We start from the raw sequence: 25,590 nt of genomic DNA on the forward strand, positions 1-25,590 counted from the left end.
CTATATTATGGATGATTTAATGATAGATAAGGTACGTAATAGAGCACCTTGATTTTGTTGAACTATACCATAGCCAGCGCTGCCGTTAATACTTACCCGTTCAGCTTGAAAAAAGAACCTAGTTATACTCTGAGCTAATTCCGTACTATTTTGAGTAACAACTAATGAATTGACTTCTATTAACTGACTCGCCACATCAGAAAAATTGTAATAGCTAGGCCCTGTAATACAAGGTTTAGAAAGTAAAGCTGGTTCAATAAAGTTATGCCCACCAACTTTATTTCCGATCAGACTCCCCCCCATAAACACAAGATCGCTAGCTGCATACATAATCATTAGCTCACCCATTGTATCACCTAATAGAACGTCTGCAGTGGATAAGTCACCTTCGTTATGAATAGTTCGGCGAACAAGTGCTAACCCTTGCTCTAGAACTAAGCCTGCCACTTGTTCAAACCGCTCGGGATGACGAGGAACAAGAATTAATAGAAGGTTAGGAATCTCTCGCCTTGCCATTTTATAAGCCTCTAAAACCTGCTCATCTTCACCTTTGTGAGTACTTGCTGCTATCAATACAGGTCTATCTTCACCAATTGTACCTCGTAAATCCTTTCCTTTTTCAAGGATAGTGTCATCGTGAGTCACATCGTATTTAATAGAGCCAGTAACTGCGACTTTTGACTGAGCAACACCTAAGGCTACGAATCTCTGCTTATCATCATCATGAACCGTTAAGATTGTACAAAAACAATTCAAAGCAGGTCTAATTAACATATTAAGACGTTGATAGTTTCGTAATGATTTTTCTGATAAACGCCCATTTACCAATGTCGTTGGTATATTTAACTTTGATATGCAGTGAAGAGTATTAGGCCAGATTTCAGTTTCGATAATGAGTAATGCATCAGGCTGAATTGTATTTAAAAAAACCTGAACACACCAACTAAAGTCAATCGGCATATAGCGATGGATAATTCCATTACCTAGTTTCTCTACCTGCTCTGCGCCAGTGCTTGTTGTCGTTGTGACAAGAATTACTTTATCCGGGTATTGTTTTTTTAATTCTTCCACTAGCTTTTTGCTAGCCACTACTTCTCCAACCGATACCGCATGTACCCATAATACACCAGACTTTCTATCTACTATCTTTGGCGTAAAACCAAAGTGCTCCTTCCAACGATTTCCAAATTTTGGTTTATTGGGTCTGCTACGATAGAGCCCACAGAGTAAAACAGGGCTAATCAGCGCAAGAAGCAACGTATAGAACCAACGGACAATAGTAGCCATAAAAAAACTCATTACTCTGCTGTTTCTACATCAACATTAAATTGCTTGATTGCCGTTATTACTCGTTCAGGCAATAATTCAACCAAGCATTTCAAATGCTGTTTTGGACAAGTTCTTTCAAAACATGGACGACAATCAATATCGGTATTAAGAATAGCCAGCTTTTCTGTCAACGGTGGCGTATATTTCGGGGAACTAGAGCCATACACAGCTACTACATTGCAACCTACTGCTGCTGCTACATGCATTAAACCAGAATCATTACTTACAATAGTTTGACAAGCACCAATCAAATCAACCGCCTGAATTAGACTTGTATTTCCTGCTAAGTTAACGCAGTGTTGTTGTATATCGGAGGGAACTTGATTAATAATCGCACTTGTTACCTCACGATCTTTCGCTGAGCCAAAAAGCCAAACTTGATGCCCTTGTTCAATCATTTTTGCCGCTACTTCAGCAAAGTGATTATCTGGCCAACGTTTCGCAGGGCCAAACTCTGCCCCTGGACAAAGGCCTAAAATAGGTCGCTTTCTGTTTAAACCAAACTCACTCATTGCTGCTGATTGAGTCTCTGTTATAACGTCTAGCTTAGGGTAAGGTAAACTAGCCAGCTCACCTAAACAGCCACTTCCTGTCATACTCTCTTTTTGGTGTGCAAGTGCTACATATCGCTCGAGCATAAACTGGAAAGATTTCTTGTTGGTTCGAATATCGTTGAGCAACCCGTAACGTGCCTCTCCTTTCCAGCCAATACGTTTTGGGATTTTTGCAAACCAAGGAATCAGCGCTGACTTAGCGGAATTTGGTAATATATACGCTACATCGTACTTTTCTTCTCTTAAAGACTTTCCTAAGGCATAACGTGTTTTCAGGTCAAATTGGCCGTGCCCTAGAGGCATCTCTAAAGCTTGATATACCTGTGGCATTCGTTCAAGGATAGGTTTGCACCATGCAGGGGCAAGAACATCTATCTTAGCCTCTGGGTTCTGCTTTTTTAGCTCAATGTATAATCCTTGAGACATAACCATGTCGCCCACCCAAGATGGGCCAATTACTAGTATTCTCATTATATTATTTCTTTTCGACATATTGTCCTGATAGCTCAAAGTAACGTTCAAGTGTCTTTACACAGACTAGCTGTTCAAGTTTCTCATCCTTAAAAGGCGCGATATATTCATGAGCATTTTTAATAATCTGCTCGGCTTTATCTGGATTATCTAAGTAATATTTTATCTTCTCATCAAAGTCAGACCAATCATCTTTAACTTCAATATAGTGAATTCCTGCTTTGAGGGTTCCTTCCATAAACCATGTTTCAAACTTCATTTTCGGCGTTATTACAACCGAGTTTGAAGACATCGCCCACTTTAAATTAGAGGCTACATCATTACCTTCTAAACAGATTAGGAACTTACAATTAAGCTGGTCTTCAACTGACATAAACGGTTTTTTCCACTCTGGATGTTCCTTACAGGAGTTCGACTGTCCTGCATCAACCTGAGGATGGTTAAACATCTTCTGCATAAAACGAATACGATGCTCCTGAGTGACCGCTCCGCGAAAGACCGCGAGATCTTTTTTATCTGCGTAATCAAGCTTGTCATCTACAAAGCGAAAATGGCGCCGTTTATCAAGCTTAAATAGAACCGAATTTTCATTATCACCATCAATAGGCCGAGCCTTAAACAAAGTAGGAACGGATTCTATGTGAGTTTCATCTCCAAAGTAGTAACTAAATCGGAAGTGCCTAGGGAAGTAATAAAGAAATTCTTTTAGATCAAAATAATAGGATGTATAGCCCTTGCGCTTATAATCTCTCACTGCACAACTAAGCTTAGTACTATCTAATGACTGATTAAACTTAACGTAATAAGCAACTCGACCCTCTACTTCTGAATTCTTGCCTCTGTTGCTATTACGCAGCAATTTACTTTTATAAGTAAAATAAAACTGAGGTGCAAGAGAAAGAAATGCATGCTTAATATAGAAGAGTAGTTTCATATTATTGTTCTTTTTCTTCCATATCAAACTGAGCACAGTTAATAATCAACCCGATGACGATAAGATAAACTACAGCCGTATCTCCATTTCTAAATGGGCTATCAGTGAGGCTAAATAATATATAGTGAGCAGATGGTAAAAATAATAGCCAAAAGTACTCTTTATACTTAAATGTCGACAAGTACATTGGATAGAGCATAAAAAATAAAAATATAGTTAATCCAATTAATCCTGATTTAGCCATTTTATCAATAAAGTTATTGTGCAAGTGCCCCTTCATATATGAGTATGCTGCATTGGTATATCCTGGAGCATTTTTTTTTGCATATTCAACAGTAAATTGACCATGACCTAAAATTGGTTTCTGCTGAAAAAGTTCTAAACCAGCCTGATACATTTGAAACCTCACCCCTATTGATGAGTTCATATTTCCATTTTTGATATGTTCAATTTCTTTGAAAGTATCACTAGCTCTAGCCATCAATGCATCCTTAGCTAAAAAGCCACTGCCAATAACTAAAACTAAAGCAAGAAAAGCATACCTAAAGGAAATCTTTTTTTGTATCAATAGAACTACACCAACCAATAAATAAATAGCTAGAACGCCAAGAATAACCCCTCTTGATTGAGTAGGTAAAATTGAGAAGCCAGCTAAAGCGACAGAAACACCTAATACTATCGGCTTCTTTCCTTTAAACGAAAGCAACAACAGCCCTATCGCTAGTAGAGAGATAAGCCCTTGATGAGCGGCAAGAGGAATAGGGTTTGAAGGCCATTGCATTCTATCTGTTGGAGCAATAAAACCAAACCAGAGAGATAGGCCGAATGACACTACTGCAGCTAATAAAAGCAGATACTGCGCCACACTTAAACTCACGAACCTTTTAGGTAAAATACTCAAGTATATTAAGCTAATAATTAACGCCCTCAGCTCTTGAGTACTAGCACCATAGGTTGCGTAAGAAGCTCCAATAAATATCGTCGAAATCAATATTCCCCATAACCAGTAATTGTTCGACCAGTTACGTTTAATCTCTGAAAATCCGCTTAGAACTAAGTAGCCAATTACAGAAACTAGCACTATCGCAACCATAGGCTTACTGCCTTGCGGGAACCAAACTATACCAGCAGCTAGCCACAAGAGCGGTAGCATAAGAAAAAAATTAGATAAATGATGTCGCATTACTATTAACCATTAATTGGTTTCTATTAGAATAAACTAGTTTATCAGAGTTTCGAACACTATATAAACTAGATTCAGGTAAGTAGAGGTTACTGCAAAGCAATACTTCATGAACTTCACCACCAAACTTTTCCCGTGTACAATACAGCCATTATCAAGCAGACAATTTTTGTCAATGAAAGCATATTGCATAACTCTCAATGGCTGTGAAGATCGCCAATTAACAACCGAAGCTGTACTAAGTAAAGCTCAGCTCAGTGTGGAATTTTTTATTGGCGTTGATGCCCGCGTCGATGCTCATCCCTTGCTAGATCGCATTAGAGAAAAACAGTTCCTATTCAAAATGGGCCGCCCAGCAGCAATTGGAGAATTTGGTTGCTACGCCAGTCACTATCTTATGTGGCAGAAGTGTGTAGAACTTAACGAACCAATCATCATTTTTGAGGATGACTTTGACATCAACCCTGAGATGTTTCAAAACACTCTAAATATTGCTGAAGAATATATTGATGACTGTGGCTATATTCGAATAGAGAATGCCGATAATCACGATATGTTCTATCAAGTTCGTACTTATGGTGCTCAGCGTTTGGTGAAATACCTTAAAGTCCCACAATGCACAACAGCATATGTAGTTTCCCCAAAAACAGCTAAAGCATTCATTCAAGCAAGTCAGACTTTTGATTACCCCGTCGATGTTTTCCTTCGTAATACATGGATTCATAAGCAGCCAATCTTTGGCGTCTGTCAGTCAGGCTTATGGGGAGGAAACCAACCTTCAATTATTGCGAATCGTAGACGCAAAGGTAAGAAGAACTACTTTGTCGCAGTCATGAAGATCGTCAATAAAATAAAAAACATGACGCTCAACCTTGTTACAAACTTCTATCATTTAACTAGCTTAGGCAGTAACTACAAACCAACGAAATGGTGGAAGGGCTAGGGTTAAAGCCCTACCTCTGACAATTAGAGCAAAAAAACGTATTTCTCTGACTGATTTTCTGCTCTTCAATTTTTTTCCCGCATATAGAGCACCTCTTTCCTGCTCTACCATATACGTTCAGCTCTTGAGTAAAGTAACCTGGTTTACCATCTGCCTGAGCAAAGTCTTTCAATGTCGTACCACCTTGTTTTATCGCTTTAGCTAACACTTGTTTAATTTCAGGCACCAATACGTCCCATTCTCTTTTCAGTACTTTTCCAGCTAGCCTAGTAGGATGAATATTGGCAGAGAATAAAGACTCACAAACATAGATATTTCCAACACCAACTACATTTTTATTATCCATAATAAATTGCTTAACAGTAACTCGCTTTCCTTTTGCTTTTTCAAACATATAGGCACTGCTGAACTCATCAGTTAGCGGTTCAGGGCCAATGTTTTCTAACACCGAGTGTGACTCCCCTTTCTTCATCCATAACCAACAGCCGAATCTACGTGGATCGTTATAGCGTAGCACTTTGCCATTCGTCAGCTTGAGATCAACGTGATCATGTTTGGAAGCTTCAAAATCAGCTTCTAGCACTCTTAACGAACCAGACATACCCAGATGAACAATCGCACTGCCAATGTCAGTCTCGATGATCAGATATTTAGCTCTACGAGAGATAGTTAGAATCACCTCTCCTTCAATCTGTTTTAATTCTTGAGGAATATCCCAACGAAGCTTTGGCGTTCGAAAGGTGATTGATTGAATAGTTTGGCCAATAAGATGAGGACTAATACCCATTCGGCTTACTTCGACTTCAGGCAACTCCGGCATGAGTTACAACTCCTTGATAAATTATGTTATAGAAACGGTGTCTTATTATTTGGGAAGTAAATACTGAGTTTCGACAGAAAGGGCTATCCATTTATCCTGCCAATTCTTTAATAGCCAGAACTGTGGTGTTTGATAGTAAGTGATCCTTTGAGGCTCTTCTTGATCGATATACCAAACCTCTATGGTTTGTGGATTATGCAATGTCGGGTTGAGTGTTTGCCTGGTATCGTCATCTACTTCCGTTCCAACTAGCGATTTCCATCGCTTAGCTAACTCTTCAGGTGCAATATCACTCGGCACGCTAATTCGCCATCGACCTTGGTTCTTCTCTAGTGACCACTGACTAAAATGGAGTGACTGAAGCTCTTCATTAGGATTGAGTAAATATGGGTACGGACTTTGCGGTGGTTCAATCAAATAGGTTTTGATCATAGTAGGGAGATACAAAATACCAATGAACGCCACAATCGCCAGCATAAGCAAGTTATTCCAACGTTTTCGACGTGCAGGTGGTACTCGCATGATATTTCCCTATAAATACAATCAATATGATTTGAGTATAAGGGAATGTAAAAGTGACTGCGAGAAAACTGGATTAAAAGAGGAGGGAAAATAGGTATGAAAGAATTTAGCGACAAAAACTAAAAAACCCAGCTCGAAAGCTGGGTTTTATGCAATCTTCTCTAAACAAGAAGCTTTAAAAAGTTAAAATCAATTACTTGATTTTAGCTTCTTTGTACATAACGTGTTGGCGAACTACTGGATCAAACTTTTTGATCTCAAATTTGCCTGGCATGTTACGTTTGTTCTTGTCAGTTGTGTAGAAGTGACCAGTTCCAGCAGAAGATACTAGACGGATTTTCTCACGAATGCCTTTAGCCATTGCTTAATTCCTCTTAAACGTTTTCGCCACGTGCACGGACATCAACAAGTACAGCATCAATGCCTTTCTTATCGATAATACGCATGCCTTTAGCAGTTAGACGTAGTTTAACAAAACGTTTTTCGCTCTCTACCCAGAAACGGTGAGTTTGTAGGTTCGGCAGAAAACGACGCTTGGTAGCATTGCGTGCGTGTGAACGGTTGTTACCCGCTACAGGACGCTTACCAGTTACTTGACATACTCGGGACATGAAATGTCTCTCCAAATCGTTTCAGCTCGATATCAACCTTGGTGGCCGAACCTCTCTATCAATTCTGAAAATAGAGGTAAAAACCAAAATGGAAAATCCATTCAAGGCTATCAAAGGTCGCGCATTATACTAACTTGACATGCATTGCTCAAGACCCGAACAGATCCTTTTTACAGAATTTCGTGATCTTTTTTTGAACATCGCAGCTTATTGAGTAATCGAGGCTGATTTAAGGTTCTAAAAATGTGGCGGGAATGATAGCAGATTTTTATCAAGTAACAAGGCAAAATGTGATTCAAATCCATCCACGTTCTGCAAAAGAAACGACTTCGCCATCACCAACAACAAAATGGTCTAACACTCGGATGTCCACGAGTAACAGTGCATCTGTTAATTTTCGAGTTATTCGCCTATCCGCTTGGCTAGGTTCTGCAACGCCTGAAGGATGATTATGCGCCAGTATAATAGCGGCTGAATTATGCTCTAGAGCCCGCTTGACCACCTCTCTGGGATAAACGGACGCTGCATCAATCGTTCCTTCAAAAAGAATCTCATCTTTTATTACCCGGTTTTGATTATCTAGAAAAAGAACATGAAACGCTTCACGCTGGCGATCTCTAAGAACGCTAGAGAGATAAAGCTTGGTTTGTTGTGGGCTGCTTAATGCGTCACCCCGCTTTAATGTTTCCGCCAAATAACGTTGAGTCATCTCTAATACCGCTTGGAGTTGAACAAATTTAGCCTCTCCTAACCCTTTGTGATAACAAAACTGATCTTTCGACGCTGAAAATAACCCACGTAACGACCCCATATCTTTTAAAAGGACATCCGAAAGCTCCAAAACATTCATCCCTTTGGTTCCAGTCCGGAGAAAAATTGCCAACAACTCCGCATCAGTTAACGAGCTAGGACCATTTGCTAGTAACTTCTCTCTCGGCATTGATTCTGCGGGCAGTGCTTTAATACTCATAAATAAGTTCGCCACTATTTAATAATGAAATAATCAATGTCGATAGAATAGAAGTGACTCCACTATTAATCTTTCCCTTTGATACTCATTGAGAGGGAGCAATAGGAACAATGTAACTGTGATGTTTATTGAAGAGGATAAACTTATTCGTAAATAAGGGGGCTAGGAACAAAACCGAGCTCCGTGTTATCTTAGCGACAGAATTTTCAAAGGAAAACATCATGCAAACGCTAGCAGGAAAAAAGATTCTATTAGGTATCAGTGGTGGTATCGCCGCTTATAAGTGCGCAGAGCTTACCCGTCGCCTTATAGAGCGTGGTGCTGAGGTCCGAGTTGTGATGACCAATGCAGCAAAAGAGTTCATCACTCCGTTGACCATGCAAGCGGTATCTGGAAACCCTGTCTCTGAAAGCTTATTTGATCCTGCAGCGGAAGCCTCTATGGGCCACATTGAACTCGCTAAATGGGCTGATCTTGTTTTACTTGCGCCAGCTACTGCTGATTTGATTGCTCGAATGAGAGCAGGAATGGGTAACGATCTTCTTAGTACGTTAGTACTTGCTACCGATTCGCCTGTTGCCGTTTCTCCCGCGATGAACCAACAGATGTATCAAAATGCAGCAACCCAAGAAAATATTACGGCTTTAGAAAAACGTGGCATGAATATTTGGGGGCCCGGTTCTGGTGAGCAAGCATGTGGCGATGTGGGTCTAGGCCGAATGCTGGAACCTATGCAGCTTGTCGAGCGATGTGAGGCATTTTTCTTACCGAAATCTCAGCCACTAGCGGGAAAGTCTGTATTAATTTCTGCAGGGCCAACTCGTGAAGCGATTGATCCTGTTCGCTATATCTCTAACCACAGCTCAGGAAAGATGGGCTATGCACTTGCAGATGCAGCTCTTAGCCTAGGTGCTGATGTTACCTTAGTAAGTGGCCCAGTATCACTATCATCACCTCAGAACGTATCGGTAGTGAACGTAGAAAGTGCTCAGCAGATGTATGACGCGGTTCTAGCCAACGCGCCTTCTCATGACGTTTTTATTAGCTGCGCTGCCGTGGCCGACTATCGTCCCGAGATCATTGCTGATCAAAAAATCAAAAAAACAACCGATAGCGATCAAATGAATATCACTATGGTGAAAAATCCAGACATCGTCGCTTCTGTTGCTGCATTGACTGAAAATAGACCATTTACTGTTGGCTTTGCGGCAGAAACTCAAGACGTTGAAAAGTACGCACGCGGTAAGCTAATTAAAAAGAATCTTGATATGATCTGCGCAAATGACGTTTCAATCGCAGGACAAGGCTTTAATAGTAATGATAACGCGATCACCGTGTTTGATAAGCAAGGTGAGCATTCACTTCCCCTTGCATCAAAGTCTCAGCTAGCGCATTCAATCATGATGCTTATCGAGAAAAGCCTCTAACATCACTATTTTTGCTTTAAAGCTCAGCATTTTAATTGAAACACTACGAACTCAATTCACTGTTGGTTACACTAACCGTCCACCAACAGTGAATTACTATTACGTTCTATTTCTCAAGTTGTCATCAAAAGGAAAGGGTCATGGCCGGCACAAGAAAATCCAATCGTCGTGAAGAAATACTGCAAGCATTGGCACAAATGCTTGAATCAACTGATGGGGCATCTCGAATCACGACCGCCAAACTCGCCAAACAAGTCGGAGTTTCAGAAGCAGCGCTATATCGCCATTTCCCAAGTAAAGCACGAATGTTTGAAGGGCTGATTGAGTTTATTGAAGAATCGCTCATGTCGCGAATCAACCGAATTTTAGATGAAGAAAAAGACACACTAAATCGTATTCGATTAGTGATTCAACTTATTCTCGCCTTTTCAGAACGCAACCCGGGGCTGACGCGCATTCTCTCTGGTCATGCATTGATGTTTGAAAATGAGCGCCTACGCGATAGAATCAATCAACTTTATGAACGTATTGAATTATCACTGCGCCAGATCTTACGTGAACGTAAACTACGTGAAGGAAAGTCATTCCCGGTTGATGAATCTGTGCTTGCTGCACAGTTACTTGGTCAAGTTGAAGGCAGCCTTAATCGCTTTGTTCGATCAGATTTTAAGTATCAACCAACCGCTAACTTTGAAGAATATTGGGCACTACTCAGTGCGCAAATCCAATAATCACTCGTACTAAGTCACTATTATGAAAAACAGAACATACGACAAGCCAGTTTTTTCACTCTCGCTAGTGCACCCCAAATATTGGGGAATTTGGCTTGGTTTTGGTCTATTAGCGTTTATTGTTAATATTCTACCTTATCGATTACTACTGAGCTTTGGTCATAACCTTGGGCTATTGGGAATGCGTTTTGGTAAGAAGCGAGTGCATGTTGCAACACGTAACTTAGAACTCGCTTTTCCTGATAAGTCCACTGAAGAGATTGCACAACTAGTCAAAGAGAACTTCAAAAACACAGGGCTAGCACTGATCGAAACTGGGATTGCATGGTTTTGGCCTACATGGCGCTTTAAAAAATTACTTGTTGATAAAGACACAGAAGTTCTAAGACAGCACGATCTAAACAAACAAGGTGTATTACTTTGTTGTGTTCATGCACTGAACCTTGAGATCACTTGTCGTTCGTTTGCAGTGCTTGGCCTTCCCGGATATGGCGCATACCGACCACATAACAATGCTGCTTATAACTTCATTCAATATCGTGGAAGAACCCAAAACGGTAATGGAGCAATTGACCGTAAGAACGTCAAAAAGATGATACGCGTCCTTAGAAATGGAGAGCGCCTATTCTATCTTCCTGATCACGACTACGGCCGTAACAAATCTGCATTTGTTCCTTTCTTCGCTATTGAAGATGCTTGCACCACTACAGGCACCAGTATTTTTGCTTATACCAGTAAATGCGCGATTGTCGTAGGTTCAGGGTTTAGAAATGCCAATGGTCAATATGACATACTCGCCAATAAATCGGTTGAAGAAGATTACCCTCAAAAAGATGAGAAAGCGGCAGCTGCTTATATGAACAAGTATGTTGAAGAGATTATCCTACGTGCGCCTGAGCAATGGATGTGGCTGCATAAGCGCTATAAAACAATGGAAGATGAAAGTGTTGAGCGTGGTATTCGCTACAAATAGCCTTCCTTGAAAACCTATCAATAAATTGAATTCAAAAAAAAGCTGAGAATCATCTCAGCTTTTTTGTTTGTACTGTAAATTCATAGCCTACATACGCAGCTAAACTAGAATTTAGATTCCGTACTGCGCGCGATACGCTTTCACAGATTCTAAATTCGCAGCATCCGTTCCCTTCTCTTCCAAGAATGTCACTAAATCTGTAAGGCTTACAATAGAGATAATCGCACAGCCAAAATCACGTTCAACTTCTTGAATCGCAGAAAGCTCGCCTTTGCCTTTTTCCTGACGGTCAATCGCAACCAAAACACCCGCTAAATCGGCGCCATTCGCTTGAATGATTTCCATAGACTCACGAATTGCAGTACCTGCAGTGATCACATCATCTACCAGCATGATACGGCCTTCTAATGCACTACCGACCAAGTTGCCGCCTTCACCGTGGTTTTTCGCTTCTTTACGGTTAAAGCAGTAAGGTACGTCTGTATCGTGGTGATCTGCTAGAGCAACCGCTGTTGTTGTCGCAATAGGGATACCTTTGTATGCAGGGCCAAATAGAACATCATAATCGATGCCAGAGTCTGCTAGTGCCGCTGCGTAAAAGCGACCTAGACGTGCTAAATCACGACCAGTGTTAAACAATCCAGCATTAAAGAAGTAAGGGCTCTTACGGCCTGACTTTAAAGTAAACTCACCAAATTTTAATACTTCTTTCTCTAGTGCAAACTCAATAAATTCACGTTGATATGCTTTCATGCTTCTCTCTCACCTTTTCAATTAACTTTTACAAAACTCTTTTTACAAATAACTGTTTCTACCTTCTTCATTTAAATAACTTAACGTTTATCCAAAATAAAGAAGGCAAAAAAATAGCCTCTATTAATAGAAGCCATTTCAAAAACTATTCCGCTAACGCCGCTTTCTGCGCTGCGACAATCTCGCTAATGCCTTTGCTCGCCGACTCAAGTAGCGCCATTAACTCTTCGTGACTGAACGGTTCGCCTTCAGCAGTACCTTGAACTTCAATCATCTTACCGCCTTCTGTCATGACAACATTCATATCGGTATCGGCTTTTGAATCTTCTACGTACTCTAGATCACATAGGATGTCTTTACCTAGAATACCAACCGAAACAGCAGAAACATGCCCTTTCATTGGGTTCTTTTTAAGCTTACCGCTTTCAATTAGAGACTGAAATGCATCGGCCATAGCAACACTTGCACCAGAAATAGCAGCAGTACGCGTTCCACCATCCGCTTGAATTACATCACAATCAACAGTGATCATGATTTCACCCATCGCTTTCAAATCAACAACCGCACGTAGGCTACGAGCAATCAGACGTTGGATTTCCATCGTACGGCCACCTTGCTTACCACTTGCCGCTTCACGACGAGTACGCGTATGAGTCGCACGTGGCAACATGCCGTATTCAGCTGTTACCCAGCCTTTGCCTTGACCTTTTAGCCAGCGCGGAACGTTCTCTTCGATCGTCGCGTTACAAAGTACTTTAGTATTACCAAACTCAACCAATACAGAACCTTCTGCATAAGCGGTGTAGTTGCGAGTAATTTTAATTGGGCGAACTTGGTCCGCTGCGCGATCGTTTGGACGCATGGGCATCTACCTTTATCTGAATTTGACGGATTGAATTGGGGCAAGATTATATAGGAAATGTCGCTTGGAGGCGAGTAGCGGATAGCGTACCTGCCCGTTTGTGCTACTATTACGCGGCTAATTTTCACCATATATTTAGACAGGAAAATTCGATGATTTATAGCATGACCGCCTATGCGCGCAAAGAAGTAAAAGGCGATTGGGGCACAGCTGTTTGGGAAATCCGCAGCGTAAACCAACGTTATTTGGAGACTTATTTCCGCATGCCTGAGCAATTTCGTGGCCTAGAGCCAGTATTGCGTGAACGTTTTCGTAAGCGTTTAGCACGTGGAAAAGTAGAGTGTAATCTACGCTTTGAAGCAAACCCTGCCGCGAAAGGCGATCTTTCCATTAATGAAGATCTCGCTAAGCAAGTCATCAGCGCAGCTAATCAAGTAATGAACCTAACCGGTGAAGAGAGCCGTTTAAACCCATTTCAAGTGATGAACTGGCCGGGCGTGATGGAAACGCCAGAGCAAGACATGAACAGCATCAATAAAGACCTGCTTGTTGGTTTTGATGAAGCAATCAAAGAGTTCATCGAAGCACGTGCAAGTGAAGGTGCGAACATGAAAGCGCTGATTGATCAGCGCTTAGTCGCGATTACAGAAGAAGTTGTAAAAGTTCGTGCACGCATGCCTGAAATTCTAGAATGGCAACGTGAACGTCTACTGAAGAAATTTGAAGAAGCAAACATCGAGCTGGAAGGTTCACGCGTAGAGCAAGAGCTAATCCTACTCGCTCAAAAATCAGATGTGGCTGAAGAGCTAGACCGTCTTGATTCACACGTAAAAGAAGCGAATGCGGTAATGAAAAAAGGTGGGGCTTGTGGCCGTAAACTTGACTTCATGATGCAAGAGTTTAACCGTGAATCAAACACGCTAGCTTCTAAATCTATCAGCACAGACATCACTGCATCAGGCGTTGAACTGAAAGTTCTCATTGAGCAAATGCGTGAGCAGATCCAAAATATTGAATAGTGTAAGAATCACTTTCAATCGTTAATAAAAAGCCCTGTATTACAGGGCTTTTTTAGATTTCTATATTAATGATTACTCAGCTAAACCCTTAATTCTTTCATACAGTGTTCACAAACCACTCGTGCTTTAGGCTCACGAGAAAAACCAAACTTAGACCAGAATGACGGTTCTGCCTTGGTAACCAGAATTCCCCCTAGAAGCGGAAGCATCAGGAGTACAGACGTCATTGAGATACTGTTTCCTGCAATCAAAGTAGACAAGCTCAGCGCTATCAACGGAAAGAATAGAAAACAGATCGATGCAGTAAATGGCGTCGACACCTGACCAAGCTTAAAGTAAGCAACAATACCACCGACACTCGCGAACACCCCTAAATAAATCACCGCAGTAATTGAATCACTAGAAAAAGACGCTATATCCGGCTGCTCCATGAGCCAAGATGTTGCAAACAGCCCCACCGACGCCACTAGGCTAGGAATTGCGTTATAGGTAAGCACTGGAATGCCACGACAGTACTTCTCGACAAATACATACATCACAGCGTGGATCGCCACCGCGCCCCCAAGAGCAAGAAACCCGAGTAGGTAATCGTCCCCTCCCAAGTTCATTTCAGTCGCTAGAATCAGAACTAAACTAAGTACCGCAATCAACAATCCTGCAATTTGCAATTTTCTCAACCTCAGGCCAAGGAACAAACTTGAGGTAATCATTACGGCTATCGGCATATTGGCGAAAATAATCGAAGCGAGCCCTGAAGAGATGTACTGCTCACCAAAAATCATCAAGGTAAATGGAATCGCGAAATAGAAAGTCGCGACTATTAACATCCAGTATCGTTGCCCTTTAGGAAAAAATAGTGGTTGCTTGAGTTTTTTTGCCAGTAATATCAACAAAGGCGATGCAATCAAAAAGCGTAGCCCTGTAGCAAAGATAGGTGGGATACTTGCCACCGCGACTTCCATCGCTAGCCAAGTCGTGCCCCAAATCAGGCACACAGAAACAAATAATAGAGCAGTTAGGTGTTTATGCTTCATTATAATCCCCTAATACTAGGGTGTTATTAGGGATCGTAATAAATTGCAGGTAAGCGTATTGCGCCAAGCGTTGCACAGTAGAGGTTTTCATTTCAAATATCATTTTCTTATTCCCATCACAGGATGGTGTAAATAAACGTCGTTATTTACACAGGTATCAGAATCACACGATCAATTCGTGCAAATGTAGTGGTGCGATAAATCGCAGAGAAATAAGAGTTAGGCGATGGGAGGTCGGTAGAGCGAATGTACGCTAGTGCTATTGTAACTAATGGATATGCTCGATATCTGAGCGAATTGAGAAGAAGCGTTATAAGAACGTACTGTGGTTTCAACTAGGGCTGTATTCGAGGTTTGTACATGGTTACAGCACTGTTTTTCAAAGCATGAACCACCTGGCTCACAACACCCAGATTCAGCTTTATCTTTCACATCCGCATTGAAACCGCACCCACCCAAACTACTAATATCTAACATGACAGTTTGAGTAGCTGAATAATTAGGAGAGACTTCCGCACGAACAGCACCACTAAATAGCGTAATAACTACTAATGCCGTCAACAGGAAATAAATTGTGGATGTGTATTTACTCATCATCACACGGTCTCATCACTAAAAGGTAGAGTGTGACGATAACGGGACAAGCCGTAATTAACAATAACCATTGAGAAGGTTTTACACTTCTTTACCCTAAAAGCTGTTTGCCCTAAATCACTTAGCTTAATAAACAACAAAGCCAGAGCATCATGCTCTGGCTTTTAAATTTCGAATGCTTACTAGATTAAAGCAGGACCAAGTAAGTCATAAACAGCACACACAGCGCATAAATCACTGGGTGTACTTGTTTGCCTTTACCTGCAACAACCATAGTAAATGCATAGCTAATGAAGCCCATCGCCATACCGTTAGCTGGAGAGAAGCTCAGTACTGTAAACATGATGGTGAAGAAAGCGGCAATACGTGACTCTTTCTTTTCCCAGTTTATTTGTCCAAGACGACCAATCATGTAGATACCAACAACAACCATCGCAGGTGCAACCATCGCTGCCGAGAAAATTGAGAACAGTGGGTATAGGAATAGCGAGATTAGGAATAACCCAGCCACCATTACAGCCGCCAAACCCGTCTTCGCACCTTGAGAAGAAGCAATGCCAGACTCAGAGAAGGCCGTAATAGATGTCGTACCTAATACAGAACCAATCACCGTGCCGCCAGCGTCAGCAACCAGTGCAGAGCGCGCATTTGGCACCTTACCGTCTTTATCAATAATACCTGCATCACGGCCAACACCAACAATGGTGCTTAAACCATCAAAGAAATCGACAATCAAGAAGATGATAACGATAAACAGTAGGTCGAACATCTTCTCTGCCGTGAAGCCTGAGAAGTTAAAGATCGCACCAAAGCTGCCTTCCATGCTTGGTGGCATAGTGACAAATTGCTCTGGAATCGGCGCATGGTTAGTACCAAGAAAGATATCCGCCAGAATCGTTAATACAATCGCGGAGATAAACGAGATGAACGTTGCCAGCTTGATATCACGAACCATACAACCCAAAGCGATAAAAATACTCACGAAAGCAATCAATACTTGCGGGTCAGTAATATCGCCCATTCCCACTAATACAAATGGGTTTGAAACAATGATGCCAGCGTTTTTTAGGCCCAAGAAAGCAATGAACAGACCGAGTGAAACGGTGATTGCTAGCTTCAAATCCTCAGGAATCGACTCAATCATCGCTTTACGCATGTTGGTCATCGACAGAATCAGATAAAGCACACCTGATAGGAAAATACCAAACAGTGCTTCATGCCATACTAAGGCAACAGAACCACTAAATAACAATCCCTTGAAGAAGCCGTTCATGCTCATGCCCGGAGCAAGCATCACTGGGTAATTACCAAATATTCCCATGATTAGCGTAGCAAGTGCCGCTGCTAATGCCGTTGCTGTAAAAATCGCACCGCGATCCATACCTGGAATATCGCCAAGAATGGCTGGGTTCACTGCCAATATGTAGCTCATTGCTAAAAAAGTAATGAAACCGGCGTACAGCTCAGTGCCAATAGTGGATTTTCTTTCGGTAATTTTGAAGGTAGATTCAAGAATAGAATCAGACGCTCTCTTCTTGATTGCAGTATCGACGCTCACGGTGAGACCTTATTCAGTTAATTTATAAATCGGTGGGATTATCACGCTGAATATGGTTAAACGCTCAATACAAGCAACCAACATAGGACTGTAGCAACCGAGTTAGGCTCAGTAGTAGAAACGTTTAGACCAAATCACTAAACATATACAGTGCGATAAAACTTTGGCGCGAATTCTAATTGCTCTCATGAATAATTCAATGATTTTCGACATTATTTTGCACAAAAATTACGCCATAAAATCAACTTGTTGATAAACAAGCAAACGTTTGCCAACAATTGAAAAACATACACTTTAATTTTGGCCCGTTTTATTTGAAAAATTAATGCTCTCTTGCCCTCAACAATTGCGGATTTCTCTCATGCACTCATCCGCTTGTCGAAATATGGCAAATCATGCTATTCTTCGCCTCCATTTTTCTGACCAAAAATCCATCGACTTAAACAGATAAATCAATGAATGATTTACCTCTCGATGACGATTATTTCGGTCAGTGCTATCTTTAATTGAAGACGAATCACTTTCGGCTTCCATCCAACCAAACGTGGAACAGTACAGATGGGCAAAGGTACTCTATATATCGTATCTGCACCTAGCGGCGCAGGAAAATCTAGCTTGATCTCAGCGATGCTAGAAACCAATCCAACATACGCGATGAAAGTATCGGTTTCTCATACCACTCGTGGTATGCGTCCGGGCGAGCAAGATGGCGTACACTACCACTTCGTACAAAAAGAGCACTTTGAAGAACTGATCAGTAAAAATGAGTTCCTCGAATACGCTGAAGTGTTTGGTAACTACTACGGTACGTCTCAGGTTTGGATTGAACAGAATCTAGAGAAAGGCATTGATGTCTTCCTTGATATTGACTGGCAAGGTGCTCGTCAAATTCGCCAGCAAATGCCACTAGCACGCAGTGTTTTCATTTTACCGCCATCGAACGGTGAGCTTGAGCGTCGTTTAAATGCTCGCGGCCAAGATAGCGATACAGTGATTGCAAAGCGTATGGCAGAAGCAAAAGCAGAAATTTCTCACTACAGCGAATACGACTACGTCATTATCAACGATGATTTTGATGCAGCATTAATGGACTTTAAAGCCATTATTCGTGCAGAAAGATTGAAGCAAGATAAGCAAGCTGCTAAATATAAAGGCATGCTTAACGCGCTTTTGGCGGAATAAGTCAGACAAACTGACTGAAACCGTTCAATTAACGTCATGACCCTAGCAATGAAATGATCATGCATAGCGTCATAACACCCCAAGATCCTTTAGGATCAAATCTATTTAATCGCTAGAAAGTGTCACATTAAACTTGTATACTTTCTCGTCATTAAAAATTTAAGTTAACTAATTGGAGTCCTCATGGCACGCGTAACTGTTCAAGATGCTGTTGAAAAAGTAGGCAATCGTTTCGACCTAGTTCTGATTTCGGCACGCCGCGCTCGTCAAATGCAGACTGGTGGTAAAGATTCACTAGTGCCAGAAGAGAATGATAAGCCAACGGTTATCGCTCTACGCGAAATCGAAGAAGGCCTTATTACTAAAGATGTTCTAGACGCACGTGAGCGCCAAGAACAGCAAGAGCAAGAAGCAGCAGAACTAGCAGCAGTAAGTAGCATCGCTCACACTCGCTAACCAGTTCTTTTTAAGGGATTAGTTCGCAAGGAATCTCTTTGCAAAGTAAGTTGCTTATACAATTAAACAACCTGCCGGGCCTATAATTTGTATCTATTTGATAGCCTCAAAGACGTTGCCCAAGAATACCTAACAGAGCCTCAAATTGAGGCTCTGCGTCAATCTTATGTGGTAGCAAGAGACGCCCATGAAGGGCAAACCCGCTCAAGCGGTGAACCATACATCATCCACCCTGTCGCTGTGTCTCGTATCTTGGCTGAAATGCGCCTTGATATTGAAACACTACAAGCCGCTCTCCTTCACGATGTCATTGAAGACTGTGATGTCACTAAAGAAGACTTAGAAGAGCAGTTTGGCAATACAGTTGCAGAACTCGTCGATGGTGTGTCTAAGCTGGATAAGCTTAAATTTCGAGATCGCAAAGAAGCCCAAGCCGAAAACTTCCGTAAGATGGTCCTTGCCATGGTGCAAGACATTCGCGTTATTTTGATCAAGCTTGCTGACCGTACTCACAACATGCGTACCCTTGGGGCACTTCGCCCTGATAAAAAGCGTCGTATTGCTCGTGAAACCCTCGAAATATACTCTCCTTTGGCGCATCGCCTCGGTATCCATAATATTAAGACAGAGCTTGAAGAGCTCGGTTTTGAAGCGCTTTACCCTAATCGCTACCGCGTCCTTAAAGAGGTGGTTCGAGCAGCGCGTGGCAACCGAAAAGAGATGATTCAACGCATTCACAGTGAGATTGAAGGTCGCCTAGAAGATGTTGGGCTTAAGGCTCGTGTTTTCGGTCGTGAAAAAAACCTTTTCTCTATCTACAACAAAATGAAAACCAAGGAACAGAAATTCCATACCATTATGGATATCTACGCCTTCCGAGTTGTCATTGAAGATGTAGACACCTGTTATCGCGTTCTCGGCCAAGTTCATAGCCTGTATAAGCCACGCCCTGGTCGCATGAAAGATTACATTGCGGTACCAAAAGCGAATGGCTACCAATCTTTGCACACCTCCATGATCGGCCCTCACGGTGTCCCTGTCGAAGTACAAATTCGTACTGACGATATGGACCAAATGGCTGACAAAGGTGTCGCAGCGCACTGGTCTTATAAAGGCGATGGCGATCGTACAGGTACCACCGCGCAGGTGAAAGCTCAACGTTGGATGCAAAGCTTACTTGAACTACAACAAAGCGCTGGTAACTCTTTTGAGTTCATCGAAAACGTAAAATCGGATCTGTTCCCAGATGAGATTTATGTCTTCACGCCAAAAGGCCGCATTGTTGAGTTACCTGTTGGTGCAACAGCCGTTGATTTCGCTTATGAAGTGCATACTGATGTCGGCAATATGTGTGTCGGTGCGCGGGTTGACCGCAATCCATACCCACTGAGCAAGTCACTTAAGAATGGCCAAACCATTGAGATCATCAGTGCGCCGGGCGCGCGTCCAAACGCCGCATGGCTCAACTATGTTGTGACCTCTCGTGCTCGAACTAAGATTCGTCAGGTTCTTAAAACCATGCGTCGTGAAGAATCCGTGACTCTTGGTCGCAGGTTACTGAATCATGCATTGGGTGACCAATCGATTTCTGATCTGTCTGAAAGTAATATTGAGCAGGTATTAAGCGATCTTAAAATCAACGATATCGAAGACTTACTCGCAGCGATTGGTTTGGGTGAGCTAATGAGTATCGTCATTGCACGTCGTCTACTTGGTGACAGCGATGAACTCAGCGAAGTCGTCAGCAAAGATGGCAAACCGAAGAAGAAACTGCCTATTCGTGGCGCTGAAGGGATCTTACTGACCTTTGCTAACTGTTGTCATCCAATTCCAGATGATCACATCATTGCGCACGTCTCTCCGGGTCGTGGGTTAGTGGTTCACCGTGAAACCTGTCCTAATGTTCGTGGCTACCAAAAAGAGCCCGACAAGTACATGGGTGTTGAATGGTCTGAAGATTACGACCAAGAGTTCATCACCGAGTTAACCGTTGATATGCAAAATAGCCAAGGTGCTTTAGCAGAATTAACCAATGTTATCTCTAAGACAGGCTCTAATATTCACGGCATTTCTACAGAAGAACGTGATGGCCGTTTGTATACCATCACGATGCTACTGACGACGAAAGACCGCGTGCATCTAGCTGGAATCATGAAGAAGATTCGTGTCATGCCTCACGCTCTCAGAGTTAGACGTAAACGAAACTAGCTTCTCTATTGAATGCGCTCAGATTGAGCGCATTTTTATTATGGCTTTAACAATATTTATCTTAAATAAACGAACACATCATGAATTTAGAAAGATACCAGCGTATTCAAGAGGTGCTGACAGCGCGCCAAACAGACCTGACTCTCTGTTTAGAAGAGGTCCACAAACCTAACAACGTATCAGCGATTATCCGCACCGCTGATGCCACAGGCATTCATAAAATCCATGCAATTTGGCCGAGTGCCCAAATGAAAACCCTTAGTCACACCTCAGCAGGTGCAAGAAACTGGGTGGAAGTGGACACGCATAATGACATTGTTGATGCAGTTGCCGAATTTAAAGCCCAAGGCATGCAGGTACTGGTCACTAACCTTTCTGATACCGCGGTAGACTTTCGTGACATTGATTACACCAAACCAACTGCCATTATTCTCGGCAATGAAAAAGTCGGCGCTTCGAAAAAGGCGCTAGAGCTTGCTGATCAAGACATCATTATTCCAATGATGGGCATGGTTCAATCTCTTAATGTCTCAGTGGCAAGTGCGATTGTAATGTATGAAGCCCAACGTCAACGTCAACAAGCGGGGATGTATGACCGTGAAGAGAGCTCTATTCCTAAAGAGTCTATTCATCGAACTCTGTTTGAACGTGGTCATCCGGTGCTGGCTAAAGTAGCCAAACGTAAGAAGCTTCCTTATCCACCTCTAGATGATGAAGGCCAAATCGTTGCTGATGAAGCGTGGTGGAAAGAGATGCAAAGCAAATAGCTACAACTCTTGGTAAACGTGGTTTTATTAATATTCAATCTATCAAAGCACTCGCCAGATTAAGTGACGCTTATTCTGGCGAGCTTCTGTACCGCTAATTTTTCCTGTACAAAAACACAGCCCAATGGTTAACTACCCTCATCAACCTGCTGCTGACATGCGAGCTTATTTATGTCCCAACTTCTTTCTGCCATTTCTCTCACCTCGCTCTCTGGCGTAGGCGCAAAAGTTGCGGAAAAACTCGCTAAGGTTGGCCTGCATTCAGTTCAAGACCTACTGTTTCATCTGCCCTATCGCTACGAAGATCGTACTCGTGTTTACCCAATAGCCAAGCTTCATGCAGGTCTTTGGGGAGCAGTACAAGGCAAGGTGATGAGCGTTGATACCATTTTTGGTAAACGCAAAATGCTAGCGGTTAAAATCAGCGATGGAAATGGCACAATTACATTGCGCTTTTTCAACTTTACCGCTGGCATCAAAAATAATTTCTCAGAAGGAAAATGGGTCCACGCTTATGGCGAGATTAAGCGTGGTGGAATGGGACTTGAGATCATTCATCCAGACTACAATTTTTCATCACCCGAGCAAGCACCAGACGCAGAGCCAACATTAACGCCTGTTTATCCAACAACAGATGGTCTTAGGCAATTAACGCTGAGAAACATTACAGACCAAGCCCTAGCTTTACTGGATAAAGCTGCAGTACAAGAGCTACTTCCTGCCGGGCTATACAATCATCAACAAACGTTGGCTGAGGCATTACACACGATTCACCGTCCACCTCCAAGCATCAATTTAGAACTGTTTGATGAGGGCAAGCACCCCGCACAACTTAGATTAATTATTGAAGAGTTATTGGCTCAGAATCTATCGATGCTCGCCGTTCGTAGCAAAGGGCAACAAGATAACGCGATTCCACTGCCTACGGTTCATCGTTTAAAACAGCAGCTTCTAGAACAACTGCCGTTTACTCCAACCAACGCACAAGCAAGAGTGGTTCAAGAAATAGAGCATGACCTTACTATTGCGCACCCAATGATGCGTTTAGTACAAGGCGATGTGGGTTCGGGAAAAACACTTGTTGCCGCACTGGCAGCGGTTCAGGCGATTGAACACGGTTATCAGGTCGCGCTCATGGCGCCCACCGAACTATTGGCAGAGCAACACGCCATTAACTTTGCTACTTGGTTTGAAAGCATGGGCATTCAAGTTGGCTGGCTTGCAGGGAAATTAACAGGTAAGGCTAAACAAACAGAATTAGCACGTATCGCCTCTGGTGAAGCACAAATGGTGGTTGGGACACATGCACTATTTCAGCAACACGTCGAATTTCATAACCTCACTTTAGTGATCATTGATGAACAACATCGATTTGGCGTCCACCAAAGGTTAGAACTTCGCGAGAAAGGGGCAAAACAAGGCTCGTACCCACACCAGCTGATCATGACCGCCACACCCATTCCTAGAACTCTGGCGATGACCGCCTATGCGGATTTAGAAACGTCCGTTATCGACGAGCTACCACCGGGAAGAACGCCGATTCAAACTGTGGCGATTCCTGACACCAAACGAGATGACATCGTAGAGCGCGTGAAAAACGCTTGTTTAAACGAAGGTAAGCAAGCGTATTGGGTATGTACTTTAATTGATGAATCAGAAGTTCTTGAAGCACAGGCTGCGGAAGATACCGCTGAAGAGCTGCAACGAAGGCTACCCGATGTGAAGATTGGCTTGGTTCACGGTCGAATGAAAGCGGCAGAGAAACAAGCAGTGATGCAAGAATTTAAAGAGAACAAACTGCACCTATTAGTGGCGACGACCGTCATTGAAGTGGGCGTGGATGTGCCTAATGCCAGCTTAATGATCATCGAAAACCCTGAAAGGCTTGGGCTTGCTCAGCTTCATCAGCTTCGAGGTCGTGTTGGCCGAGGTAAAGTGGCTAGCCATTGTGTATTGCTTTACCACGCACCGCTGTCGAAAACCGCACAAAAGCGTTTAGGGGTTCTACGTGAAAGTAACGATGGATTTGTGATTGCTCAGCGCGATTTAGAGATCCGTGGCCCCGGTGAATTGCTAGGGACTAAGCAGACTGGCTTGGCTGACTTTAAAATAGCAGATTTAGTTCGAGATCAGCACCTGATCCCAGACATTCAACGCATGGCGCGTCATGTTCACGACCAACACCCTGTCAATGCGGCTGCCATCATCGAACGCTGGCTTGGAGAGAGGGACTTCTACGCGAAAGCATAGAGATACTGTCTGAAATAAATTAGCAGAAAAAACAAGGCTGGCACTACACCAGCCTCATTTACTCTACGTCATTCTTTTTGAGGCAAATCGCTACGATCTAAATTAGCTATTTAGTAGGGAAACTCAGCTGGGCTTTTAATCCGCCACTGCTGCGATTATTGACCACAACCGTTCCACGATGCTGGCTAACAATACGTTTTACAATTGCCAAGCCAAGTCCCGTGCCCTCACTACCTCTCGCGGTATCTCCGCGAGTAAAGGGTTCAAACAGCTTACTAACCTGATCAGGAGCAATGCCGACACCATTATCCTCAATGCAGACCCACACTAGCTTTTTGTCAGCAGTCACTCCAGTACTAATTCGTATCCAACCGTTACCGTAGCGCACCGCGTTTACTACTAAGTTAGTGATCGCCCGTTTAATCGCAATTGAATTACCAATCGCTGGCTTTTCGTTTTGCTCAAAGACGGTTTCAATTTCAACATCGGCATTCATTTCAGCCAAAACAATCTCATTGGATATATCATTCAGATAGACTGGCGTAAAGGTCTCTCGATTTACCGGCTTAAGGTAATCCATAAACTGACTGATGATCTCATTACACTCTTCTGTATCACTGATGATACCTTCCGCAAGGTAACTGTCTTCTGCCGACATCATCTCAGTGGCTAGACGAATACGAGTCAAAGGCGTCCGCAAATCATGACTGATACCCGCCATCAGTAGTGCTCGATCTTCCTCTAACGCTTGGATACCTTTCGACATCTGGTTAAAGGCACTGGTTACTGAGCGAATCTCCGATGGCCCTTTTTCTGGCAACGGAGGTGGTATTTCCCCACGTCCGACACCCTTAGCCGCTTTCTCAAGTGCAATTAAGGGACGATTTTGCAAACGGATAAACAGCCAGCCACCCGCTATAACCAATAGCGCAACGATTAGGCTGTTATAAAACAGCGGCTTAAAGTCATTCTCTTGCAGTTCGGAAAGAGGAATACGAATGAGAGAGTTCGGTAGTGAATCAATTCTTAACCATAAAATATAGCTATCACTGCCAAGGATCATTCTTACTTCTGTATTGATATTTAATTCGTGAGTCATATCTTCACTCATCAAATCAATACTCATCGCTTTGTCAAACTTGCTCGCAATTGGGCTATCTTTGGCATGAATGGTCACCCCAAGCTGCTCTAAGACTCGCCTGCGCAGTGGCGCATCCATCTCAAGATCTTCAAGACCACCATTGGACTCATCCAACATCAAACGAATTTCATGACCAATGATCTTATTGAACTGCTGCAAACTCGGCATTAAGGCGTAATTAAACACCGCATAATACGAATAGACTTGGCTTGCGATAAGCAGGGTAAGAAAAAGGAGGATGGTTTGAGTGAACGAGCTGCGAATGCGCATAACAGGAAACCTTTGCTAATCCTTAGCA

25 protein-coding genes and 1 riboswitch are annotated in these 25,590 nt (G+C 42.6%); of the genes, 10 read left to right on the plus strand and 15 right to left on the minus strand.

What is annotated here, in order from left to right; translation table 11 throughout:
- From waaA to L4D20_RS17095, 4 genes are read right to left on the minus strand one after another with little or no spacing between them, the layout of a single operon-like run.
- Complete coding sequence (gene waaA / locus L4D20_RS17080) at positions 1–1,287, minus strand: lipid IV(A) 3-deoxy-D-manno-octulosonic acid transferase (RefSeq protein ID WP_428802788.1); 1,287 nt, start codon at positions 1,285–1,287, stop codon at positions 1–3.
- A gap of 11 nt (positions 1,288–1,298) precedes the next feature.
- A complete protein-coding gene (waaF, locus tag L4D20_RS17085) occupies positions 1,299–2,354 on the minus strand; it encodes a lipopolysaccharide heptosyltransferase II (protein WP_428802789.1) in 1,056 nt (351 codons plus the stop codon).
- A gap of 4 nt (positions 2,355–2,358) precedes the next feature.
- Positions 2,359–3,288: a glycosyl transferase family 90 gene (locus L4D20_RS17090; protein WP_428802790.1), complete on the minus strand. Its 930-nt coding sequence runs from the start codon at positions 3,286–3,288 to the stop codon at positions 2,359–2,361.
- Position 3,289: 1 nt separating this feature from the next.
- On the minus strand, positions 3,290–4,471 hold the full coding sequence (locus L4D20_RS17095; RefSeq protein ID WP_428802791.1) for an O-antigen ligase family protein: 1,182 nt from the start codon (positions 4,469–4,471) through the stop codon (positions 3,290–3,292).
- Positions 4,472–4,646: 175 nt separating this feature from the next.
- On the opposite strand from L4D20_RS17095, the gene L4D20_RS17100 reads away from it, so the two are divergent.
- Positions 4,647–5,414, plus strand: a complete 768-nt coding sequence (locus L4D20_RS17100; protein ID WP_428802889.1) for a glycosyltransferase family 25 protein — start codon at positions 4,647–4,649, stop codon at positions 5,412–5,414.
- A 10-nt stretch (positions 5,415–5,424) separates the two neighbouring features.
- Here L4D20_RS17100 and mutM read toward each other — a convergent pair whose 3' ends face one another.
- From mutM to radC, 5 genes are all read right to left on the minus strand, one after another.
- Positions 5,425–6,234, minus strand: coding sequence for a bifunctional DNA-formamidopyrimidine glycosylase/DNA-(apurinic or apyrimidinic site) lyase (mutM, locus tag L4D20_RS17105; protein ID WP_428802792.1), 810 nt, complete (start codon positions 6,232–6,234; stop codon positions 5,425–5,427).
- Between the two features lie 45 nt (positions 6,235–6,279).
- Positions 6,280–6,756 carry a hypothetical protein gene (locus tag L4D20_RS17110; protein ID WP_428802793.1) on the minus strand — a complete coding sequence of 159 codons (477 nt, stop codon included), beginning with the start codon at positions 6,754–6,756 and terminating at the stop codon, positions 6,280–6,282.
- Between the two features lie 193 nt (positions 6,757–6,949).
- Positions 6,950–7,117: a 50S ribosomal protein L33 gene (gene rpmG / locus L4D20_RS17115; protein WP_002535344.1), complete on the minus strand. Its 168-nt coding sequence runs from the start codon at positions 7,115–7,117 to the stop codon at positions 6,950–6,952.
- Between the two features lie 13 nt (positions 7,118–7,130).
- Complete coding sequence (gene rpmB, locus L4D20_RS17120) at positions 7,131–7,367, minus strand: 50S ribosomal protein L28 (protein ID WP_017036316.1); 237 nt, start codon at positions 7,365–7,367, stop codon at positions 7,131–7,133.
- Positions 7,368–7,662: 295 nt separating this feature from the next.
- Positions 7,663–8,337 carry a RadC family protein gene (gene radC, locus L4D20_RS17125; RefSeq protein ID WP_428802794.1) on the minus strand — a complete coding sequence of 225 codons (675 nt, stop codon included), beginning with the start codon at positions 8,335–8,337 and terminating at the stop codon, positions 7,663–7,665.
- Between the two features lie 221 nt (positions 8,338–8,558).
- On the opposite strand from radC, the gene coaBC reads away from it, so the two are divergent.
- From coaBC to lpxL, 3 genes are all read left to right on the plus strand, one after another.
- A complete protein-coding gene (gene coaBC / locus L4D20_RS17130; protein WP_428802795.1) occupies positions 8,559–9,764 on the plus strand; it encodes a bifunctional phosphopantothenoylcysteine decarboxylase/phosphopantothenate--cysteine ligase CoaBC in 1,206 nt (401 codons plus the stop codon).
- A gap of 140 nt (positions 9,765–9,904) precedes the next feature.
- A complete protein-coding gene (gene slmA / locus L4D20_RS17135) occupies positions 9,905–10,495 on the plus strand; it encodes a nucleoid occlusion factor SlmA (RefSeq protein WP_428802796.1) in 591 nt (196 codons plus the stop codon).
- A gap of 22 nt (positions 10,496–10,517) precedes the next feature.
- Positions 10,518–11,468: an LpxL/LpxP family Kdo(2)-lipid IV(A) lauroyl/palmitoleoyl acyltransferase gene (lpxL, locus tag L4D20_RS17140; protein WP_428802797.1), complete on the plus strand. Its 951-nt coding sequence runs from the start codon at positions 10,518–10,520 to the stop codon at positions 11,466–11,468.
- Between the two features lie 111 nt (positions 11,469–11,579).
- On the opposite strand, the gene pyrE is transcribed toward lpxL, so the two are convergent.
- Positions 11,580–12,221, minus strand: coding sequence for an orotate phosphoribosyltransferase (gene pyrE, locus L4D20_RS17145; protein WP_428802798.1), 642 nt, complete (start codon positions 12,219–12,221; stop codon positions 11,580–11,582).
- 145 nt (positions 12,222–12,366) lie between these two features.
- A complete protein-coding gene (gene rph, locus L4D20_RS17150; RefSeq protein WP_428802799.1) occupies positions 12,367–13,083 on the minus strand; it encodes a ribonuclease PH in 717 nt (238 codons plus the stop codon).
- 152 nt (positions 13,084–13,235) lie between these two features.
- Between rph and L4D20_RS17155 the strand changes: the two genes are divergently transcribed.
- Entirely contained in the window at positions 13,236–14,102 is an 867-nt protein-coding gene (locus L4D20_RS17155; protein ID WP_428802800.1) for a YicC/YloC family endoribonuclease, read from the plus strand.
- Between the two features lie 80 nt (positions 14,103–14,182).
- Here L4D20_RS17155 and L4D20_RS17160 read toward each other — a convergent pair whose 3' ends face one another.
- The 3 genes from L4D20_RS17160 to L4D20_RS17170 all read right to left on the minus strand — a co-directional run bounded on the left by L4D20_RS17160 (position 14,183) and on the right by L4D20_RS17170 (position 17,288).
- Positions 14,183–15,136 carry a DMT family transporter gene (locus L4D20_RS17160; RefSeq protein ID WP_428802801.1) on the minus strand — a complete coding sequence of 318 codons (954 nt, stop codon included), beginning with the start codon at positions 15,134–15,136 and terminating at the stop codon, positions 14,183–14,185.
- Between the two features lie 219 nt (positions 15,137–15,355).
- Complete coding sequence (locus L4D20_RS17165) at positions 15,356–15,733, minus strand: hypothetical protein (RefSeq protein ID WP_428802802.1); 378 nt, start codon at positions 15,731–15,733, stop codon at positions 15,356–15,358.
- A 184-nt stretch (positions 15,734–15,917) separates the two neighbouring features.
- Entirely contained in the window at positions 15,918–17,288 is a 1,371-nt protein-coding gene (locus L4D20_RS17170; protein WP_428802803.1) for an NCS2 family permease, read from the minus strand.
- Positions 17,289–17,359: 71 nt separating this feature from the next.
- Positions 17,360–17,459: riboswitch (purine riboswitch) on the minus strand.
- A 387-nt stretch (positions 17,460–17,846) separates the two neighbouring features.
- On the opposite strand from L4D20_RS17170, the gene gmk reads away from it, so the two are divergent.
- From gmk to recG, 5 genes are all read left to right on the plus strand, one after another.
- Positions 17,847–18,470 (plus strand): guanylate kinase, encoded by a 624-nt coding sequence (gmk, locus tag L4D20_RS17175; RefSeq protein WP_428802804.1) that lies wholly within the window; start codon positions 17,847–17,849, stop codon positions 18,468–18,470.
- A 183-nt stretch (positions 18,471–18,653) separates the two neighbouring features.
- Positions 18,654–18,926: a DNA-directed RNA polymerase subunit omega gene (gene rpoZ, locus L4D20_RS17180; RefSeq protein WP_004735648.1), complete on the plus strand. Its 273-nt coding sequence runs from the start codon at positions 18,654–18,656 to the stop codon at positions 18,924–18,926.
- A gap of 87 nt (positions 18,927–19,013) precedes the next feature.
- Positions 19,014–21,134: a bifunctional GTP diphosphokinase/guanosine-3',5'-bis pyrophosphate 3'-pyrophosphohydrolase gene (spoT, locus tag L4D20_RS17185; RefSeq protein WP_428802805.1), complete on the plus strand. Its 2,121-nt coding sequence runs from the start codon at positions 19,014–19,016 to the stop codon at positions 21,132–21,134.
- Positions 21,135–21,214: 80 nt separating this feature from the next.
- Positions 21,215–21,901, plus strand: coding sequence for a tRNA (guanosine(18)-2'-O)-methyltransferase TrmH (trmH, locus tag L4D20_RS17190; protein ID WP_428802806.1), 687 nt, complete (start codon positions 21,215–21,217; stop codon positions 21,899–21,901).
- Positions 21,902–22,072: 171 nt separating this feature from the next.
- Positions 22,073–24,151 (plus strand): ATP-dependent DNA helicase RecG, encoded by a 2,079-nt coding sequence (recG, locus tag L4D20_RS17195; RefSeq protein WP_428802807.1) that lies wholly within the window; start codon positions 22,073–22,075, stop codon positions 24,149–24,151.
- A 106-nt stretch (positions 24,152–24,257) separates the two neighbouring features.
- On the opposite strand, the gene envZ is transcribed toward recG, so the two are convergent.
- Entirely contained in the window at positions 24,258–25,562 is a 1,305-nt protein-coding gene (envZ, locus tag L4D20_RS17200) for a two-component system sensor histidine kinase EnvZ (RefSeq protein WP_428802808.1), read from the minus strand.
- Positions 25,563–25,590 lie beyond the last annotated feature (28 nt).

Source organism: Vibrio kyushuensis, from assembly GCF_050337325.1.
GTDB lineage: Bacteria > Pseudomonadota > Gammaproteobacteria > Enterobacterales > Vibrionaceae > Vibrio > Vibrio kyushuensis.

Bases quoted from the DNA above. Each gene is read 5' to 3' on its own strand.
- waaA (WP_428802788.1), bottom strand. From the start codon at position 1,287: ATGGCTACTATTGTCCGTTGGTTCTATACGTTGCTTCTTGCGCTGATT.
- waaF (WP_428802789.1), bottom strand. From the start codon at position 2,354: ATGAGAATACTAGTAATTGGCCCATCTTGGGTGGGCGACATGGTTATG.
- L4D20_RS17090 (WP_428802790.1), bottom strand. From the start codon at position 3,288: ATGAAACTACTCTTCTATATTAAGCATGCATTTCTTTCTCTTGCACCT.
- L4D20_RS17095 (WP_428802791.1), bottom strand. From the start codon at position 4,471: ATGCGACATCATTTATCTAATTTTTTTCTTATGCTACCGCTCTTGTGG.
- L4D20_RS17100 (WP_428802889.1), top strand. From the start codon at position 4,647: ATGAAAGCATATTGCATAACTCTCAATGGCTGTGAAGATCGCCAATTA.
- mutM (WP_428802792.1), bottom strand. From the start codon at position 6,234: ATGCCGGAGTTGCCTGAAGTCGAAGTAAGCCGAATGGGTATTAGTCCT.
- L4D20_RS17110 (WP_428802793.1), bottom strand. From the start codon at position 6,756: ATGCGAGTACCACCTGCACGTCGAAAACGTTGGAATAACTTGCTTATG.
- rpmG (WP_002535344.1), bottom strand. From the start codon at position 7,117: ATGGCTAAAGGCATTCGTGAGAAAATCCGTCTAGTATCTTCTGCTGGA.
- rpmB (WP_017036316.1), bottom strand. From the start codon at position 7,367: ATGTCCCGAGTATGTCAAGTAACTGGTAAGCGTCCTGTAGCGGGTAAC.
- radC (WP_428802794.1), bottom strand. From the start codon at position 8,337: ATGAGTATTAAAGCACTGCCCGCAGAATCAATGCCGAGAGAGAAGTTA.
- coaBC (WP_428802795.1), top strand. From the start codon at position 8,559: ATGCAAACGCTAGCAGGAAAAAAGATTCTATTAGGTATCAGTGGTGGT.
- slmA (WP_428802796.1), top strand. From the start codon at position 9,905: ATGGCCGGCACAAGAAAATCCAATCGTCGTGAAGAAATACTGCAAGCA.
- lpxL (WP_428802797.1), top strand. From the start codon at position 10,518: ATGAAAAACAGAACATACGACAAGCCAGTTTTTTCACTCTCGCTAGTG.
- pyrE (WP_428802798.1), bottom strand. From the start codon at position 12,221: ATGAAAGCATATCAACGTGAATTTATTGAGTTTGCACTAGAGAAAGAA.
- rph (WP_428802799.1), bottom strand. From the start codon at position 13,083: ATGCGTCCAAACGATCGCGCAGCGGACCAAGTTCGCCCAATTAAAATT.
- L4D20_RS17155 (WP_428802800.1), top strand. From the start codon at position 13,236: ATGATTTATAGCATGACCGCCTATGCGCGCAAAGAAGTAAAAGGCGAT.
- L4D20_RS17160 (WP_428802801.1), bottom strand. From the start codon at position 15,136: ATGAAGCATAAACACCTAACTGCTCTATTATTTGTTTCTGTGTGCCTG.
- L4D20_RS17165 (WP_428802802.1), bottom strand. From the start codon at position 15,733: ATGATGAGTAAATACACATCCACAATTTATTTCCTGTTGACGGCATTA.
- gmk (WP_428802804.1), top strand. From the start codon at position 17,847: ATGGGCAAAGGTACTCTATATATCGTATCTGCACCTAGCGGCGCAGGA.
- rpoZ (WP_004735648.1), top strand. From the start codon at position 18,654: ATGGCACGCGTAACTGTTCAAGATGCTGTTGAAAAAGTAGGCAATCGT.
- trmH (WP_428802806.1), top strand. From the start codon at position 21,215: ATGAATTTAGAAAGATACCAGCGTATTCAAGAGGTGCTGACAGCGCGC.
- recG (WP_428802807.1), top strand. From the start codon at position 22,073: ATGTCCCAACTTCTTTCTGCCATTTCTCTCACCTCGCTCTCTGGCGTA.
- envZ (WP_428802808.1), bottom strand. From the start codon at position 25,562: ATGCGCATTCGCAGCTCGTTCACTCAAACCATCCTCCTTTTTCTTACC.